This is a genomic window from Paenibacillus beijingensis, assembly GCF_000961095.1.
GTDB classification, from domain to species: Bacteria; Bacillota; Bacilli; order Paenibacillales; family Paenibacillaceae; genus Paenibacillus_O; species Paenibacillus_O beijingensis.
Map to the genome: position 1 here is coordinate 5057973 of NZ_CP011058.1, position 18339 is coordinate 5076311.

At 52.8% G+C, this 18339-nt stretch carries 12 protein-coding genes; all 12 read right to left on the minus strand.

Annotated features, from left to right (window positions below; all coding sequences use genetic code 11):
* Positions 1-26: 26 nt before the first annotated feature.
* The 12 genes from VN24_RS26590 to VN24_RS22940 all read right to left on the minus strand — a co-directional run bounded on the left by VN24_RS26590 (position 27) and on the right by VN24_RS22940 (position 18324).
* Entirely contained in the window at positions 27-3863 is a 3837-nt protein-coding gene (locus tag VN24_RS26590; RefSeq protein WP_052703101.1) for a discoidin domain-containing protein, read from the minus strand.
* Between the two features lie 2 nt (positions 3864-3865).
* A complete protein-coding gene (locus VN24_RS22890) occupies positions 3866-6322 on the minus strand; it encodes a hypothetical protein (protein WP_045672311.1) in 2457 nt (818 codons plus the stop codon).
* Positions 6319-6657, minus strand: coding sequence for a cupin domain-containing protein (locus VN24_RS22895; RefSeq protein ID WP_045672312.1), 339 nt, complete (start codon positions 6655-6657; stop codon positions 6319-6321). The genes VN24_RS22890 and VN24_RS22895 overlap by 4 nt, the downstream gene beginning before the upstream one ends.
* A 14-nt stretch (positions 6658-6671) precedes the next feature.
* On the minus strand, positions 6672-8804 hold the full coding sequence (locus VN24_RS26595) for a heparinase II/III domain-containing protein (RefSeq protein ID WP_082084066.1): 2133 nt from the start codon (positions 8802-8804) through the stop codon (positions 6672-6674).
* An 11-nt stretch (positions 8805-8815) separates the two neighbouring features.
* Positions 8816-9709, minus strand: coding sequence for a carbohydrate ABC transporter permease (locus tag VN24_RS22905; RefSeq protein ID WP_045672313.1), 894 nt, complete (start codon positions 9707-9709; stop codon positions 8816-8818).
* 13 nt (positions 9710-9722) lie between these two features.
* Positions 9723-10622: a carbohydrate ABC transporter permease gene (locus VN24_RS22910; RefSeq protein ID WP_045672314.1), complete on the minus strand. Its 900-nt coding sequence runs from the start codon at positions 10620-10622 to the stop codon at positions 9723-9725.
* A gap of 84 nt (positions 10623-10706) precedes the next feature.
* Positions 10707-12098 carry an ABC transporter substrate-binding protein gene (locus VN24_RS22915; RefSeq protein ID WP_045672315.1) on the minus strand — a complete coding sequence of 464 codons (1392 nt, stop codon included), beginning with the start codon at positions 12096-12098 and terminating at the stop codon, positions 10707-10709.
* Between the two features lie 119 nt (positions 12099-12217).
* The gene (locus VN24_RS22920; protein WP_052703103.1) at positions 12218-13849 is read right to left on the minus strand and encodes a response regulator; all 1632 of its coding nucleotides are present in this window, start codon (positions 13847-13849) and stop codon (positions 12218-12220) included.
* On the minus strand, positions 13818-15656 hold the full coding sequence (locus VN24_RS22925; protein ID WP_045672316.1) for a sensor histidine kinase: 1839 nt from the start codon (positions 15654-15656) through the stop codon (positions 13818-13820). Before VN24_RS22925 ends, VN24_RS22920 begins: the two co-directional genes overlap by 32 nt.
* A 206-nt stretch (positions 15657-15862) precedes the next feature.
* Positions 15863-16597, minus strand: coding sequence for a glucosamine-6-phosphate deaminase (locus tag VN24_RS22930; RefSeq protein WP_045672317.1), 735 nt, complete (start codon positions 16595-16597; stop codon positions 15863-15865).
* Positions 16594-17442 (minus strand): carbohydrate ABC transporter permease, encoded by an 849-nt coding sequence (locus VN24_RS22935; RefSeq protein ID WP_045672318.1) that lies wholly within the window; start codon positions 17440-17442, stop codon positions 16594-16596. Before VN24_RS22935 ends, VN24_RS22930 begins: the two co-directional genes overlap by 4 nt.
* Positions 17443-18324, minus strand: coding sequence for a carbohydrate ABC transporter permease (locus tag VN24_RS22940; protein WP_045672319.1), 882 nt, complete (start codon positions 18322-18324; stop codon positions 17443-17445).
* Positions 18325-18339 lie beyond the last annotated feature (15 nt).

Consider the following 18339-nt stretch of genomic DNA (forward strand, 5'->3'; position numbering starts at 1 on the left):
ACACCAATCCTCTGATGCGAGAAGATTTATTTAAATGTAAACAACAAGCTGTGCTCGGTTCCGTCGATGAGCTTCATGATCAGCTTCCGGGTTGTGCCTGCCCATGCTTTATCCGTTTTCCATATCAATATATACTGATCTTCATTTGGATCGTACTCAAGATCGGCATCAACGGACAGCAGCTCCTGCTCCGGATCAGCAGCGTCTACAGAGGCCGGATAGCCGGCTATCGAAATGTCCATCCCGCGATCGCCGCCGAGGCTGAATTTGATCGGAACGGCACTGCCGGCGTATACTTCCTGAACGACCGAAACGTCCTGAACCGGTGCCTTGAATCCGCTGAATGGAAACATAACCTGGTAAGAGGCAGCCTTCTCTGCCGTATTGCCGGCTTTGTCTTCCGCTGTGCATTTCACGGAATGAATGCCAACCTGCAGAGACTCGGGCTGACCGCATTCGGTGACGGCAATTCCCGACAACTGATCCGAAGCGCCAGGCTCGGCCGTGAACGTACTGCCGATTTCGGCAACGGCAGGCGAAACCTGCGGATTCAGAACCGGCGGCGTCGAATCGACGAAAATTTGCATGCTTTTCGTTTCTTCAGCGTTTCCGGATCGATCGATACTGTAATAGTGAACCTCATGTTTCCCATCCCCAAGAACAATCGGCTCCGCGTAGCTCCTCCAATCCTCGCCATCAATTTTTACAAAAGTTGTTCCAATGCCGGACAGTGAGTCCTCAGCCGTCAATGCCAAGCTGACACTCGAGACAAACCAGCCGTCCTTACCTTCCGTCCCCTCAGCAGCGGCATAAGTCGCAGGCGGCAGGTTATCGACTCCATACAATTCGATCTCGGCAAAAGCCATCCGGTACCGGTTCCCGTCGGCGGGATTCGGGCGCAGCTTCGTCCCTTCGACCTTCACATACCGGGCGGAAGCGGCGGGGAAGGTGAAACTTTGGACGGCGTTGCCCGGCTGTGCATATCCGGTACGGGCGACATACGTCACCCAAACGACGTTGTCCGCCGATGTCTGGATCGTGAAATCGACCGGAAAGTTCTGGCCGATGTTCCCGGCGTCATTGCGCGGGTAAATATCAACCTGGCTTATCGTTTTGACAGCGCCGATATCCAGCTGGACATGCTCCGTATGGTCGGACGTCAGGCTGTTATTGCTGGTCCAGCCATAGGACCCGGCGACAGAGCTGCGCTGGCCGTCCGTCAGTTTCGCAGTCCCGAAATTCGTGTTCTGTACGGTGCTGCTTGCCGTCACCGCAGCTCCCGCAGCAAGATTCGCCGCAAAAACTTCAATCTCCGCAAACGCCATCCGGTAGCGGTCTCCGTCCGCAGGATTTGGCCGCAGATTTGTTCCCTCAATCTTGATGAACCGGGCGGATACGGCCGGAAATGTAAAGCTTTGGACGCTGTTGCCCGGCTGCGCGTAACCCGTTTGACGGATTCGCGTTGTCCAAGTCGTATTGTCCCCCGATGTCTGAATGGTGAAGTCAACCGGGAAGTTTTGACCGATATTCCCGGCATCGTTGCGGGGATACAAATCGACCTGATCGACCGTTTTCACGCTGCCAAGATCAAGCGTTACCGATTCCGTATGGTTCTCCGTTAAGCTATTGTTGCTCGTCCATCCCATCGCCCCGGGTACCGAGCTTCGCTGTCCGTCCACTGCCTTTGTATACGACCAATTGCTGTTCTCGAGCGAGCTGGTGCCGGACACAATGGCTCCTGCAGCCAAGTTACGGCTGTCTCCGTACACCTCCAGCTCCCACATGGAATAACCGTACACGGTTCCCCGCTGCGTCCCGTTCATCTTGATATATCTTGCTTTTTGCGGAGCAAAGTAAATTTCGTCCACGCCGCCGTCGCCTGTGGTTGTGCTGTAAACGGTCCTCCAGCTTGTTCCGTCTTCGGAAACCTGAATTTGATAGCTTTTGCCGTAAGCCGCTTCCCAATAAATCTTGACCTGATCGATTGTCATGCTCGAACCAAGATCGACGCTGTACCACTCGGCATCGGTATAATTGGAGCCCCACCTCGTCCCCAGATTGCCGTCGACGGACAGGCTTGGGTCCGCTTTGGACGAAGATGCAGTCGCCGGCTTGCCTGCAGCCAAATTCAGCCGCTGGACCGGTTCCGGTGTTTGAACCGGCAAAATGGTCACGGGCGTATGGAAGGCCCTGTTGACTATGTTCATCTCATAGAGATTCTGAGCCGGAACGGCGCTGCCCGGCATGTAAATCCTGTCAAAGGTAGCATTGCGGATCATGGCCGTGCTGCTGAACCCTTTCAGCCTGGCAGTACTTTGTCCTTTATCCCGAACCTGAATGTTTCGGACCGTAAGCGTATCCATCGGCCCGCCGCCGAAGCCGTCAGCGCCGACGATAACAAAGTCGGTCCAGGTACGTAGCGGGCCGAGCCATGTCCCGATTTGCTCGATATCGATATTCTCGAACGTAACGTTGCTGAGAACACCAGCGCCATATTTATGGTCGATTCCGAACCCGACTGAGGCATTATAAACAACTCCGTTGCGGAAGGTGATCCCGCTTTGATTTTGTCTCATCCCCTGTCCGATCTTGAAGCCGTAACAATACGTCCAAGCAATCAAATCATCGAAGACGACATTCTGTACCGGTTCAGGTGTCCCGGGCCAATTCAAGCTTATATCAACGGTCTGGTCCCAAGCCTTCGATGAAAAGGGATCGTCAAGCGATATTCCGATCGCATGCCGAACCAGCACTTCCTGGGATTCATTTATGTCGATGCCGTCATTTTCGCCCATGTCCAGCCGGTTAAAGAGCTTCATATTCGTAAAGGTTAAATGGTCGGATCTGGCCGGTGTCACCGCCCATGAGCCGGAATCGCGAATGATCAAGCCGTCAAACGTAAAATGCGACACGCCGATCGGCACCAAAATGTTGTTCGCGAAGTTATTCGTTTCAGTGGAATATTTTCCGTTGCCGTCCAATGTACCCCTGCCGTACAGCTTCACGTTTGTTGAGCCGGGCGCCGTATAGATCCACCACGTAATGTCGCGGTTCTGGGAATCTTTATGCCAATGCTTCGTGTAGTCGGCCGGCAGTCCCGTAAAGTGAAAGACCGCTCCTCCTTCCAGGTAGAGCGCCACATCGCTTTTCAGCTCCAGATTGCCTACCTTGTATACGCCGGTCGGAACATAAACGATCCCTTGGCCGTCCGGATAGGCGGCTGCATCATCGATCGCCCGCTGAATGGCAGCGGTCGTCAATGTGGTGCCGGAGCGGTCCGATTGATAGCCTGCCTCCGTCACATTAAAGATCCCTGCGCCCGTTGCGAGCGGTTTATCCGTTTCGGGCGGATCAGCAGCAATAACAAGCTCCTTTTTCCCATCAATCTTCACAATGAGGTATTCATCGCCTGTCAGCGTAAACGTAAGCTTATTGCCGTTCTTCGACGCCGGGATATTCAGCTTCTTCGGACTAATCGTGTAGGTCCCGATAGTCGTCTGACCAAGCACGGTAACTTCGATGGTAACAGGCTCACCTGCCGTGGAGAAATGGGCATAGTCATACTGTGCGTAGCCAACAACCGGAACCGGGAATGAATTCGCTTTCAAAGTATAGGATGAAGAAGCATTATAGATGGAAGGCATCGGATAAACGGATATTTCGCTGTTCGTACTGCTTAATTGAGGCTGCAGCTCCTGCGATAGCCGGCTCGCAATCTTCGTATGTCCGGTGCCTAATGGATGATGGCGATTTGGTGTGATTTCCGATCCGGCGGCTTCTCCCTTAGCAGGCATTGCAGCCGAAACGGACAACCAGAGCAGGCATAACGTTAAGCCGATCCTCCACAACTTCTTTGCATCCATTCTCATCCCCCGCCCTTACCCGAATATGCTTCGTCAAGAAATACGAGTTGAATGTCCCCCGTTATTCCCCACTTTACAAAATGCCACTGCGTACCCCTTGTACAATCCGGCGCGTCCGGCCGATCCGCAAAGTTCTTGATCCCGTTGTACTGGTCCGGACTCGTTAAATACCGGTCGCCATCGATGTGGCGATGCGGACCGTAAACATTAAAGGTGCTCGGATAAAGCGTCAGCTCTAAATCCAGCATGCCCGCGCTTATATCCGACGGACATGGAACCGTCCAATCCGGTCCCCAACACCAGCCCAGGTCTCGTTGCCCGATTGTGACGAATGCCGCATCTGCACGAATACCGGTGAACCGGAGCGAGGCGCCTCCTTTTATCTCCGGCAGATTCACAGCTTTCATCATTTTTACAGGGGAGCCGCAGAAAGGGAAACCTGATACGATGAAATCGGCTGCTTGAGGAATCACTTCCAGCGGAGCAAGAACGAATGGGCCAGCCGTGGTAAGCTGTCGCTCGTCTTTCCCCATCCAGGACGATTGGCTGAGTAAGGCAAAACGGCCGCGGATAAAGGCGGCAGGACACGGTTCCCCGCCGGGCACGGGAACGGCCTCCAAATAAAGAGCCATCCGTTCCTCGCATGCGAAGTTCTCGTTCCAGCCCTCGCCTAAGGTCGCCGCGAACCCGCCTTGCGCTGGATGCAGCGTTAAAGGCGCACCGTTCGCTTTCAAGGACATGACGGGATCATGTAAAAAAACTTCGAGCGGCCCTTCAATGCTGCCCGTTTGCTCAAGCGGAAAGCAGGCGTTTAGATTCCCGTTGCCGCTCTGCTCCCACTCCACATACGCCTGATTGACCGGCAGCGCTTGCACCGACCACCTGCTTTGTTCAGGAGAGATCGTAACCGTCCCGGCTGTTCGGTCAGCTGGAGCGGATTCAGGAAAAGCCGTTCGCCAATTATCCGGCTGGAGGACGGCGATGCCTGCATCACGCATTTTTTGTACAGTATCTTCCTTTTCCCATAAACACCCCTCGGCAATAAGCACACGGCTGTATTCGCGCCGGCCTATGTGCAGCTTCCCATCCACGATACGGCCATCCCGTTCAAGCGTCCGCTCCTCCGTCAGTTCAACATGGATCCCTGCTTCATGGCATGCCTCGGCAAGACGAACAACCTGCTGACTATAAAAGGCTGCTTCGGACTCCGGCGCATTTGATCCATCATGCTCGTTCATCACCATCGCCTCCTGCGGCAGAAATGACGCCATGATACCCCGGGTAGGCGTGACGATCAGAAGCTCCGGTGTTCCGGTCAAATCGGGAAGAAAAGCGGCATCCCTCTGAATGGCGGCAAGCAGCGCAGGAAAAGCATCCTTCCATGTAAGATGGCTGGGCATGGATGGAGGCCAGTCCCGGATCGCTTGCGTTGTCAGCCTGAACTGGTTCAAATGGATGACAAAACAGCGGATTCCATGACCGGCAAGCCATAGGATATAATCCGCAAACAATTCTGGAGATACCCCCCACCCGCCGCCGCCCATCGCTTCCGCCAGCGCAAAGTCACGTCCTTGCTGGACGGCAATGGAATGCGCGATTTTAGGGTAAAAATGATTGCCGGGATAACGTTCGAGCGCGTCGATGGCCGGGGTCTCGACAAGCTTCAACAGCTCGAAGCAGGAGCCGCTGTAGGAAAGCTGAAAGTATGGATGCTCTTCCGCCTTCAAATGAGCCGTATATTTTTTGCCGTGTTTGGCGCACCAATCGGCTACCGGCTTATAGAAACCTTCGGCGAGCAGATCGGTGAGCATCTCCCAATAACGGATGCGAAAGCGGCGGTCGCCTTCCCCGCCAGTAAACAAGAGCGGCAGCGAAGGGAAAATTTCCTCGCCGTATTGCTCCCGGTAACGCGCGTCCAACCTGGGGTCCCACGGCAGGGCGCCGGTTTTCAGCGTAAGGCCATGACCGTCGAGGAAAGCGACCTCATCCGAGAAAAAGCCTTCTACATAAGCGAACGCTTCCGGTGACAATCCCGTCCGGTACCCCTCATAAGTGATCTGGATGAACAGCTCGGTTGCTTCGAAGTCGAAGGAAGAGACTGCCGCCTTCGAGCCGAATGACAAAGAGCCGCCGGCATCGTTTTCTTTCCATTCGATCCATTCACATTGGCAGGTCGGACGACGGCGCATCACTTCACCGCCCGCAATTCCCGACGGCCAGCCGTTCTCGTCATAAATCCAGAACGACATCGAGGCCGCCTTCGCGTACAGAATGAGTTCCGATACGACATTTAAGTACGCCCCGCTCATATAGGGAGGATCGTTCGGATAATAACGGGGATGAAAGACGACACCGCTAAAGCCGGCCGCCCGGATTTCATCCAATTGGCTTTGCAGCTGCATCACATTCAGTTCCGCATTGACTGCCCAGAAGCTGAGAAATTGCAATTCTTTGTTCACTCCGGCTCTCCTTCTTCAGCGCTAGTTTTAAGCAGATCCGCCCGCAGCGGAGTGAATGCATCCAGCAGGGCACCTGCCTCCAGCGCGGTTACGCCGTGCCTCGCCCCGCCCGGTATAAACAAGGTTTCTCCTTGGCGCAGCGAATGCACCTCCCCATTGATGCGAAATTCGAAGCTCCCTTTGAGGCAATAGGTCAGCTGCTCGTGCGGGTGCTCATGCTCGTAGCCTTCCGCTCCCGCTTCAAAGTGAACCTCCATCATCATAATGGAATGACCCGGCTCGAAAATACGCCTCTTCACCCCAGGTTCCGCTTGCTCCCAAATCCCGCTATTCACCCTGCTTCTCCTCCTTAAGCATCATTTTCATCCAGCTTCTCTAATCTTGCACCTTCATTGCGCCAGTCCAGAGAAAATCTTTGCATGCCATCCATGGTCTGGAATGCAATGAGCCATGTTCCGTCAGGCCCTTCAGTGGCAACAAGTTGATCCTGCTTTGATCGGCTTTCCGGTATGACACCACTGTTGTTCTCGTGCCCGAAATACAGAACCTGTACAAACACCACATCATTGGTTTCTTTCGCCCGGCGGATCAGCGTTGCTCTTGCGTTTGCAAGCGGATTATCCGGCGTAACCGCTGCCAGCAAATCCGATGGGGCCGAACACCAGCTCAGATGTTTCAGGATGCCGCCGTCCCGTATTTGGTAGCGAAAGACTTCGCACGGTTCAGCGGCTCGGCCGCGGTATTCGTTCAGCCACCGCAAATCAATCCGGCCTAAACCATCAATCGCCGGCTTCCACCCATCATCCGTACCGATCCATTCTCCGGACAGATGATTGGACAGGCAGATGTCTCTTGGCTGAGGCACCTGCGCCCGGGTAATATCGAGCACATAATCGCCAGCAAGCGCAAGAATCCGGCGGAAAGCAGCTCCTTCGTAAAGCTGCTCATCCCACGGCCTAAGAGCCTCCGGCAAAATGATCCGGCCTTTCATTCTGAAATCGTCCCCGCCCCAATCGACTGCCGCCTCCAGCAGCGTCCCCCATCGCTTTTGGGCGGCTTGCACAAGCCGGCCGTCGCGCGGCGGCTGATCGGAGCCGCCAAGGCTGAGCGTATTGTGGGCGAGCGTATGCTTGAACCAGCCATAATGGGCCGGCACGCCATAAGCGGTCGTACCCGGATCGGTCATGACAGGAATGGCGCCGCAGCCAAGGGACAAACCAAGCCGGTCCATATGGTCATGCTCGCCGCCGAAGATGCTGTGTTTGACGAGGGCATACCAGCCGGAAGGGTGGCGGATTTGAGATAAGCCGCTTATTGGAAGCGAATAATTTTGACGAATTAACCCTTGCAAGCTTGGCGGCCGATCGGCTGAAGCCGTAAGCTCCCTCCCGAACAATAAGGCGTATATCGAAGTTCTTTCGGCAGGTTCTTCGCGTGCATCAATCGGTTCTGCAGCGCAGCCCGTATATACCGTTTGGAGGAAAGAACGGTACGTCTCATCCCCGTAAATATCGAGCGCCACCTCATAGTAAGGCGCATAGCTGTCCATTCGTTCAAGTGGTCCCCCATCGTTTAGCGAGGGCATATAACCGCCCGGCAGAATAATCTTCAACGGATAATCGAACATCGCCTTCAGCGCCGGATTGCGCCACAAATCCCACTTTGTTCCCTCGGCGATAAGGGCAAAGCCAATCAGTGCTTTAAGGGCGTAAACATGATAGTGAACGCTTCCTTCATACCAGAAGCCGTCCCCCAATATTCCCCGATCCATCTGATCGCGAAGTCCGTATTCACCGTCTAAGCCCGCTTCAATCACCGCCTCGTCGCCCAGCAAGATGCCGAGCACGCCGATCGCGGACGTAATGAGGACGGCGTGATTATGAATTTGCCGCTCTTTATGCGCAATGAGAAACTCCGCACAGGGCGCAAGCAGACCGCTGCATATGCGCTGATCCTCTTCCGGCGAGAGGGCATCCCGCAGCAAATGAAAGCCGGCAGCCAGATCGAGAATCCAATGCGCCTCGTCAAGCGTTTGGGCGAACAGCTTCCCCGGTCCGTTATACGGAATATCGCCATGCACCTTATAAGCTTCGTAATGTTCCGAATAACCGAGCAGAAAGCCTTTTGCCAGATTGAGCAGTTCTTCATCCGGCTCGAAGGCATAGAGCAGAGCGGCAAAGTAGACGGCCCTGCCAATCCGGTTATGAGCAGACGATGTCCAGCACGAGTCGAACGGCTCGCCCCTATGTTCCTCCCCGCATACCGGGCACACATGCAATGTTGGGAGCTCCCAATCGAATGTCAGTGCGGCTCCATCTAGGTGGCAGTGATACAGATGCGTCCACTGCCCTTTTTCCCGTTCGCCTATCGCATACCGGATCGTTGTCGCCTCTGAAGCCTCCTTCCGAAGAAGGGACATTGCGGCCAGGAACGAAGGCGACTTTCCATTGGCTCGAAGACGGCTGCGTCTCGTATCATTCATCGCTTCGGCCCCTACCCTTTCAGCGAACCTTCCGTCATCTGCATGAACGACTTGTTCGCGATCATATAAACAAGGAGCAGCGGAAGGATGGACAAGCAGGCGCCGGCGAACATGTAATGCGTTTGTACAGCCGCGCTCGGCCCATAGCGGAGGTAGGACAGTCCGACCGTTAACGTTTGCAGCTCCGGGTTGTTCAGCGTAAATACGAGCGGCCGCAAATATTCATTCCATGCGCCGCAAAACGTAAACAGCGCGCCCACGCCCAGCGCCGGACGCAGCAGCGGGAGCAGAATGCGCCAGTAAATGCCCGCATTCGAGCACCCGTCAATCCGGGCCGCTTCATCCAGCTCGCGGGACACTCCTTTTAGAAAGCTGAGCAGAATAAAGAAAATATACGCATGAGCGTTGATTAGAATAAGGACGACACCCCACAGCGTCGTATGAAGATGAAGCTTTACCATCAGCTGAAACTGCGGCCGCAGCACAACCGCCCCGATCGAAATAAACATCGTCGACGCTTGAAGGCCGACAAACAAGACTTTTCCAGGGAAGGCCATCCGATCGACGACATACGCCGCCATGGAAGCGACAATCAAGGTTCCGACCGTTGAGGCGGCGCTGAGAAACACGCTGTTCCAGAGAAACCGGGAGAAATGCGCCTGCACCCAAGCCTCTTGATAGTTGCTGAACTGCCAGACCGCAGGGATCAGCTTGCCGCCCGCTGAAATTTCCGCATTCGTCATGAACGAACCGAAGGCTGTGACGACCAGCGGAAATAAAATGAGCAATGCCGTGACGAGCAAAAACAGCCCCAGCAGCACCCTTCCTCCCCAGCGTCCGGCGGAAATCGGTCCGGATTTGGATCTTGAAGGCCGTCTCGTCGATATATAAGCAGTTGTTTTCATGATCGGGGCCTCCTCATTGAAGATGGTTTAAACGCCTGGACATGAGATGGTAAATCAGCGTAATGATGCCAACGATAACCGCCGTTACAAAACCGACCGCGCTCCCGTATCCGAACTGTTGATCAGCGGTGTAGGAAGCCGACGGGGTTGGAAAGAACAGCTTATATACATATAAATACATCACTTCCGTCTTGCCGATCGGTCCGCCATCCGTTAAGACCATAATGCTTTCATAACCCTTGAGGGAGTTGATGATGGCCAGCATAATGACAATTTGCAGCACAGGCCCCAGCATGGGAACGGTAAGATGCCAGAACTGCTGCCACCGGCTCGCGCCGTCAAGCGATGCGCTTTCGTATACGTCATTCGGTATGTTTTGAAGTCCGGACAGAAAAAGCAGCATATAGTTGCCAACCGCTCCCCAGATCGCAATGATGATTGCCGTGAGCATGGCATGATCGGGACCAAGCCAATCAATGCGCTCGGGAATGAGATGAAGCTTCAGCAGGTACTGGTTGAGCAATCCATTGTACGAGTTGAACATGATGTAAAAGACAACGGCCATGACGGCGGAGCTGATGATGGTTGGAAGGAAAATGATCGCCCGGAGGGTGCTGCGTCCCCGGAAGGAATGATTCAAGATGACCGCCAGCACAAGGCTCAGCGGAATCGTAATAAGCAGCTTTCCCCCGGCATAGATGAAGGTGTTGACGACAGAATCCCAAAACTGGGTGTCCCGAAGCAGCCGCTCAAAGTTATCCAGTCCAACGAAGGAAGCACTGCCGTAACCTTTGTAATCGTAGAACATATACCAGATCGCCCAGCCGATCGGATAAATGCCAAGCACGCCGGTAAGCAGCAAACTCGGAAACAAAAAGAGGTATGAAAAACCGATTTGATGCAGGTTGTTCATCTTGCTCACTCCTTGAATCATTCGTTTCAGATGCACAGCAAGGGGCGTCGTATGGATGGCGGCGCCCCTTGGATGTCGCTGATTCTATTTTAACTTCATCGAATCGAAGTCCGGTTTAGGCTCCGCCTTCACTTCACCTGCTGCAATGGCTTTATCCAAAGCGTCGTTATATCGTTTGTCCAAATCCTGAATGATGGCATCCAGGTCGCCGCCGCTCAGCATATATTTGAAGAATGCGTCGGGCGCCATGATGCCTTCAACCTTGATCGCCGATGTCGGGTCAAGCGGCCAGGTGCCGTCATTTTCCGTCGGCATAAATCCTTCGATGCCTTTGATCGCCGGCTTTCCGGCGGAGGCCGAAATGGCCGGCACCATCGACAGGCCAAAGCCTTTTTCCTGATACGATTTCAAGATGTCGTCCCCGTACATATACTGCATGAATTTCCATGCCGCTTCCTTATTTTTGGATTGGGCGCTGATGGACAGCCATTGTCCGCCAAGCAGAGACGTCTTTCCTGCCACTTTGCCGTCAATTGTCGGGACGGGTGCGGCCGCCCATTCGATTTTGGCCGGAAATTGATTTTGGTAGACACCCGGCTCGGAGGAGAAAGAAATGTACATGCCGATTTTGCCTTCCGCGAACTGGGCGCGCAGCGGATCAATGTCAAGAGATTCCATTCCCGGCAGCGTGCTGCCTTCGTCAACCATTTGTTTAAACGCCTCGATAATCGCCTTATAGCCGCTCCAATCAAATCTCGCCGTCTTGAAATCGTAGCCAAGTCCGCCGTAACCGCTCGCCTCCGCAATGACCCTTGCCGAACGGAAAATAGCGCTCTGCGGACTTTTAAAATTAAGGGCGAAGCCATAGGCGCCTTCGGCTTTGCCGGCTTCCGTCAGCTTTTTGGCTGTTTGCACCATTTCTGCCAGTGTAGTTGGCGGTGAAACGATGCCGGCCTTGTCGAACAGGTCCTTGTTATACACAAGCCTAAGGGTTGAACCATAATTCGGCAGGCTGTACAGCTTGCCGTCGATCTCATTGTAATCCGGAATAACAGGGAACTTTTGCTTGAAGTCGTCCGTTAAATAGCTGTCGATCGGCTCCAGGTATCCTTTCTTCACCCACGGCTGAATCGTATTTTCTTTCACGCGAATGATGTCGGGAGCCTGGCCGGATGCGAACGCCAAATCGATCGCCTGGTTGAAGTCGTCGGTCTTGACGACCAACTCCACCTCGATATTGTCGGCATTCGTTTCGTTGAATTTCTGTACGACTTCCTTAATGTAATCCTGGTCATGCCTGTCGCCGGTCCAGTAGGAGAGCTTCACTTTTTTCCCGTTACCGGCTGTCTCCAACGTACTTTGCGACTGCTCCGGCGTGTCGGATGTTCCAGGTGACGACGGCGCATTGTTGCTGCTGCAGGCGGCGCTTAGCGCCAGCATTCCGATACAAGCGGTTAACCCCACTTTTTTGATCATGACGGCTGATCCTCCCTCGTCTATTGAGAACGCTTTCAACCACACCTTTACTATAAAATAATGCGAGGGCTGCTGGAATGCGGTGACTTCGTGTTCTAGGGCAGCTATTTCGCGTTGTTTCATGATTTCGGCTGCTCCGGTTTGCCAAGAAACAATTCCTTGAATTCGGAAGGGGTCAGCCCCGTCTGTTTCTTGAAGACCTCGCTGAAATAGCGCCGGTGCTCATAGCCGAGCTGCTGTGCGATTTCCTGTACCTGATAATCCTCCAGCAGCATTTCCTTCGCCCGCTCTATTTTCGCCTGTGTGACGTATTGCTGAAAGGTTGTGCCCGCTACTTTCTTGAACAAGTTGGAATAGTAACCCCAGCTCAGATTAACGGCCCGGGCACACAGCTCCAGCGTCAGATCGAGATGGAGATTGGATTTGATGAACTCCATGGAACGATAAATAATTTTCTGCGACTCGCTCGTACGCTCCCGCTCCATCAACCGGCAGCCCATTTCGCACAGCTCATTCAGCCATATCCGGTAGTCCTGCAGCTCCGTCAGTCTCATCCCCCCTGCAGGGTCGACGCGGCTTTCGAAGGCGACAATGGAAGAACGCGGGAATTTCTCCAGCATAATGCGAAGCATCCGAAGCGCAAGACCGTGAAACAAATGCTCGACATCGTTTGGCGTAGGACGGATATGCGACTTCTCCATTCCGGCGAAAACGTCAGCCAGCCATTCCCTGCATTTATCCGTATTTCCGGAACGAAAGGCGAACAGAAATTCATGCTCGCTTTCCGCGGTATAGATCCACTCCGCCATCCCCATATTGGAACGCGGTGAGTAGCAGAGCGCACCGTTACCTCCGGTATAAAAATGATACGACAGTGCATGAAGCGCCTGCTGATAGCTGCGCGGCAGTTCCCTCCCGTCACCAACTTCTTCTCCGATGCCTATCGAAATGGTGAACTTCGTGTTTGCGGCAATATTGGCGCAGCAGGCGTCCGCTATTGAAAGCCGTGAAGTCGTCAAGCTTGTGCCCGCGATACAGACATACCGGTTAAACTCGTCCCGGAAAACAATCGCTTTCGTAAACGACAGCACCGTTTCCTCCACAATATTTTGAAGGGAAAACCGGGCAAGCTCCAGCTCCTTCAGCCCAAGGCTTCCATAGCGCTCCGTCAGCTGGTCGATTTGGATGACCATTACTGCAAATGGCGGTGTTACCGGGGTAAGCTCCAGGAATCCCCACCACATCTGCGTCTCGGCAGCATCGGTCGGATGATGGACAAGCTGCGATAAATAGAGCTGCCTAAGGGCAGGCAGGCTTTCCTTCACCGCATGCTCCATCTGAAGCATGCGTGTGCGTTCCAGGTGCTCGCTCTGCCACAAATCTCTTGCTTTCTTAACAACCTGAACGATATCTTCGATGGCAAACGGCTTCTTGACGTAATCCACCGCTCCGTATTGCAGCGCCTTCTGAGCATATTCGAAATCGGTATATGCGCTTAGGATAATCACCTTGCTCCATGGCAGCAGCTGGGCGATCCGCTTTGTCATCTCTAATCCATCCATCTTCGGCATCCGAACATCGGTCAAGATAATATCGGGCTTAACGGCTTCGACAAGGGCCAAGCCTTCTTCCCCGTCCGTGGCGCTGCCTGCGATCTCAATCCCATAATCGTGCCATGGAATTTTCCTGGTAATCATCTCCACGACACTGCGGATATCGTCAATAACGCAAAGCTTGGTCATCCGGTTCATGATGCTCCATGCCTCCTTCTTGGCGCGGCAGCTGCAGTGTAATTCTCGAGCCGCCGGATTCGTTCTTATCAAGTTTTATTTTGTCGTCATCGTCCCCGTAAAAAAGCTTAAGACGCTGAACTATATTGTTCAGCGCATAACCGTGCCTCCCGCCAGGCGGGTTCATCATGCCGGCCCTCACTTTAACAGGGTCGAAGCCGCTGCCGTTGTCCTCGACCATAATCTGAAGCCTCCTTCTGTCAGCCGTTACGGCAATCCGGATTTCACCGCCGGAGGTTCGATCCGAAAAACCATGCAGAATGCAATTTTCAACCAACGGCTGAATCATAATTTTGGGTACCAGGCACTCGAGCGCAGTTTGATCCGCTTCGATGAGACAAACAAACAGGTTTTCGTACGACTTCTGCTGGATCGCCAAATATTGACGGACATGGTCGAGCTCCTCCCGGAGCGGAATCCGTTCTCTCCCGCCGCTTAAGCTAAGCTGAAACATTTGGGATAAAGCCAGTATCATTTCGTTAACGTCATCATTCTCGCCGAGAACGGATTTGCAGTAGATCGTATTCAATGTGTTGTAGAAGAAATGCGGGTCCATCTGAGCGGTCAGCGCTTTGATTTCTGCCTTTCGCTTGTCCCGCTCCCGGATTTTAACGTCGTCAATCAGCTGCTTGATTTCATCGAGCATTCGGTTGAACCGAAATCCAACCTGGGATACTTCATCATTGTAAGGGCTTTCATAACGAACGGTAAGATCATTGTCCGCCACCCGTTTCATGACCTTCTGCAGCCGGACCAGCGGCCTGAGAAGCACATAGGTCAGACGATTGGAGATAAACAGGGACAACAGCACAAAGCCGATAATAACATAGGATGTCGACCGTTTAATCCCGTTTAATTGCGCAAGCAGCTTATCCTTGGATTGAACGCCGACGATCATCCAGTCCTCTTTCACACCGAGCTTGCTGTAATTGACCAGATACTGCTTTCCCTCATGATGGTAAAAAAAGGAGCCCGCCGCCTCTATCGCCAGCTGCCGCCTAAACTCCGGCTCCGTCACAAAGTCGTTATTTTGAGCGTTTCTGTCCCGGACGGCAACCTGATCGCCAGATGTATCGATAAAGTAGTAATTCTTGTCTGTTTGGGTGAGATTGTCCATAAACAAGCTCACTAAATCAGCTTGCTTGACGTTCACCACCACAAACACATCAAGATTCTGCATCTGCTCCGACAGATCAAGCACCCCCTCCGCCACAAGCGAAATAACTTCGGCGTTGTCTTTAAAGAATGGATCGCGGTGTCCTTTCGTCCAAAAGCCGCGGTTTAGCGCTTTAAACTGGGCGTACATGTCGGATTCATAGAAGGAATTCCCGGCGCTTCGGACATTCGAGGTCGAGTAGAAATCGCCGATGGGCGTTGCGATCAAAATACTGTGGATCATGGCATCGTTAAACTTCACCTGCGAGAAGGCCGGTTGCAGCAGAGACAACCACTTATAATATCCCGAGCGGTCATTTTGCTTCACATCCAGCATCATGTCCTGAAAGGCGTCGCTGAACATAAGCGCCCTGACGGCGGTCCCGATATTCTTCAACCGTTCGTTGACGATTTGGGCCGATTGGTTGACCGTATCTTGACTGGACTGAAACGCCGTACGCTGAATATCTTTGGCTGCAATCAGATAGGCAATCGTACCTGCGGAGGCAAGACTTGCTGTAATTAACAGTACGAACGTCAGCCAAATGCGCCTTTTTAAGGAGACGGAATAAAAGAGGATTTGAAGCTTCGATGGGGTGCGAGCTTTGGCCATACGCCCTCTCCTTTCGCTAATTCGCTGATGAGGAAATAAAAATTCCGATACTACCACTATATAGCAAATCATTTGGTTCCAACATGCGGTAATTTCAAGGTAAGGGCAGTTTTTTCGATAAAGGAGTAACTGAAAAACCTGATGCAAATCAAAAAAGCCGCGATTTAGCGACTTTTAAATGGACTGTTTGTGACTTTCAGCAATAATCAGTTTCCCGGCAATTCGGTCTCTGCGGCGTCTTGGTCCAATATGACGAAGCAATTCGTATGCCGCTGCAGAATGCTGGCCGGCAGCTCATTGGTGACTTCCCCATGTTGAAGCCGGTATACGGCATCCGCCTTGTTCTTGCCGCTTGCGATTAGAATAACGGTCTCGCTCTCCATGATCTGCCGGATCCCGAGCGTGATTCCTCCGGTAAGCTCCTGACGTTGTTTAAAATATTTTTGCCCGACGGTCACGGTCGTTTGGCTAAGCTCGGTAACATGTGAGCCGCTGTCAAAATCCACGCCAGGCTCATTCAGTCCTAAATGTCCGTTCACACCGAGACCGAGCAGCATTAAATCGATCGGGCCTTCGGTCGCTATATAATCGTCGATCCTTTTACATTCACTTTGCAGATCATCGGAGAGAGCTTCGAAGAAATGGATTTGCGAGGGACGGATGCTAAGGGGCGAGAAAAATTCCTGGTACAGCGTCTCCTGAGCGCTTCCGTCCGATGTTTTGTCCATTCCTACCCATTCGTCGAGACCGACAAATCGGCATGTCCCGAAATCGACCTTCTGCTCTTGTGCCATCTGTACCAAATATCGTAAAGTACCGACCGGTGTATTGCCCGCCGCCAGACACATTATGCAGTCCGGCTTCCTTCCGACATACTCCGCAATCATCAGTGCCGTATAATATGACAGTTCATTGTAGTTCTGCTTAATTTCAACAATCATTCCTTTACCCCTCCTGCGGTCATTCCTTGAACCAAAAATTTCTGGAATGCATAAGCGATGATCAGCGGAGGTAGACATGCGAGAACGCCTCCGGTCGAGATCATGCCGTAATCGACGGTATTTTTTCCGCTGAACTCCGCAATCGCCACCGAGATCGTTTTTGCATCGAGCGAAGACGTGAACAACAAAGAGAAGAAAAATTCATCCCACGCAAGCAAGAAGGTAAAAATGCCAGTGGCAATCAGACCCGGCCGAACTAACGGAACAACGATCAGCAGCAGCATTTGGAACCGGGAGCAGCCGTCGATGCTTGCCGCTTCGTAGAAATCTTTGGACAGCAGCCTGAAATAGCTCTGCATGATCCATATGACGAACGGAATCGCAAAGGTTAAATCCAGCAGGACCAACGTGATTTTCGAATCCAACAGCCCTGCCTTATTGAGCAGGAGATAAAGCGGAATAACGATAACCACCGAAGGGATCATATAGGTGAACAGAAAGATATAGATAAGCTTCTGACGGAAACGGAACCGAAACCGTGCAATCGCATGAGCCGCCAAGCCGCCGATAACAAGCGCAATCAGAGTGACGCTGGCCGATACGATGAAGCTGTTGATCATCGATATCCGGAACGAGTAGGCCAAATCATTGCCGGAATTCACGAATACGTCGGCGTATCGCTCAAAGGTAATATCCTTCGGAATCCAGCGAAGCGGCACCGCGGTCAAATCTTTTTGGTAGGATATGCTCGAAATGAACAACCAAAGAAAAGGAGAAAGCGTGCAGAATACAATGAGCGCGGCGAACAGGTATTGCATGACCGTAAATGTTTTGCTGTGTCTCATCTACATCTCCTCCTCCGTCTTGAGTATCCGAACATACATCACGGTCAAAAGCACGATCATCATGGCGATCAAATAAGAAATGGTTGCCCCTTGCGAATACTGCAAATTCGCGAAAGCCTTGAGATAGGCTTGATAGGTAAGCACCATCGTCCCGTTCGCCGGTCCTCCCTGAGTCAGCGCGTAGATCAGGTCAAATACTTTGAAGGATTCCATCGTTCTCATAACCAGAAGCACCAGCAATGTCGGCTTCAGGTAAGGGAGCGTCAGTACGAAGAATCGCCGGACAAGGCCGGCCCCGTCGATGCTCGCCGCTTCGTATACCCCTTTGTTCGCCATCTGCAGCGAAGCTAGAATAAAGATTACAACAAACGGCGTCATCTTCCAGACATCCGCGAGAATAACCATTTGCATCGCCAGCCATGGGCTGCTTAACCACGATTGATACGAAGAAATGAGATGCAGCTGTTTAAGGAAGGCATTCAGCGCTCCGTACTCCGGATGATAGATCCATTTCCACATCGCGGCATTGACGATCGTCGGAACGGCCCATGGAAGGATGATGATTGTCCTCAAAAAGGTTTTTCCTTTGATATTCTCATTTAACAGAAGTGCGATCAAAAGTCCAAGGACGAGCTCCATTGCGATGGATGCCAGCGAAAAATAGATCGTTCTGCCGAACGAACCCCAAAAGTCCGGGTCAGACAACAGCTCGGCATAGTTTTGCAGCCCGACGAATTGACCCTTGTTGTCCGAGATCAGCTCCATATTTTGCAGGCTGTATAGGAAGGTTTGGATCAAAGGGAAGAGAACGATCCCGAATACCAAAAGGATGGCCGGTGCGATGTTTAGCCACGCGAATGTTTTGTCACTCATTCTCTTCATGCCGGGTACTTCTCC

Excerpts from the sequence above, each read along its gene's own strand:
- VN24_RS22910 (WP_045672314.1), bottom strand. The coding sequence starts at position 10,622 with ATGAACAACCTGCATCAAATCGGTTTTTCATACCTCTTTTTGTTTCCG.
- VN24_RS22940 (WP_045672319.1), bottom strand. The coding sequence starts at position 18,324 with ATGAAGAGAATGAGTGACAAAACATTCGCGTGGCTAAACATCGCACCG.
- VN24_RS22920 (WP_052703103.1), bottom strand. The coding sequence starts at position 13,849 with ATGAACCGGATGACCAAGCTTTGCGTTATTGACGATATCCGCAGTGTC.
- VN24_RS22915 (WP_045672315.1), bottom strand. The coding sequence starts at position 12,098 with ATGATCAAAAAAGTGGGGTTAACCGCTTGTATCGGAATGCTGGCGCTA.
- VN24_RS26595 (WP_082084066.1), bottom strand. The coding sequence starts at position 8,804 with ATGAATGATACGAGACGCAGCCGTCTTCGAGCCAATGGAAAGTCGCCT.
- VN24_RS22930 (WP_045672317.1), bottom strand. The coding sequence starts at position 16,597 with ATGATTGTTGAAATTAAGCAGAACTACAATGAACTGTCATATTATACG.
- VN24_RS26590 (WP_052703101.1), bottom strand. The coding sequence starts at position 3,863 with ATGGATGCAAAGAAGTTGTGGAGGATCGGCTTAACGTTATGCCTGCTC.
- VN24_RS22905 (WP_045672313.1), bottom strand. The coding sequence starts at position 9,709 with ATGAAAACAACTGCTTATATATCGACGAGACGGCCTTCAAGATCCAAA.
- VN24_RS22935 (WP_045672318.1), bottom strand. The coding sequence starts at position 17,442 with ATGAGACACAGCAAAACATTTACGGTCATGCAATACCTGTTCGCCGCG.
- VN24_RS22925 (WP_045672316.1), bottom strand. The coding sequence starts at position 15,656 with ATGGCCAAAGCTCGCACCCCATCGAAGCTTCAAATCCTCTTTTATTCC.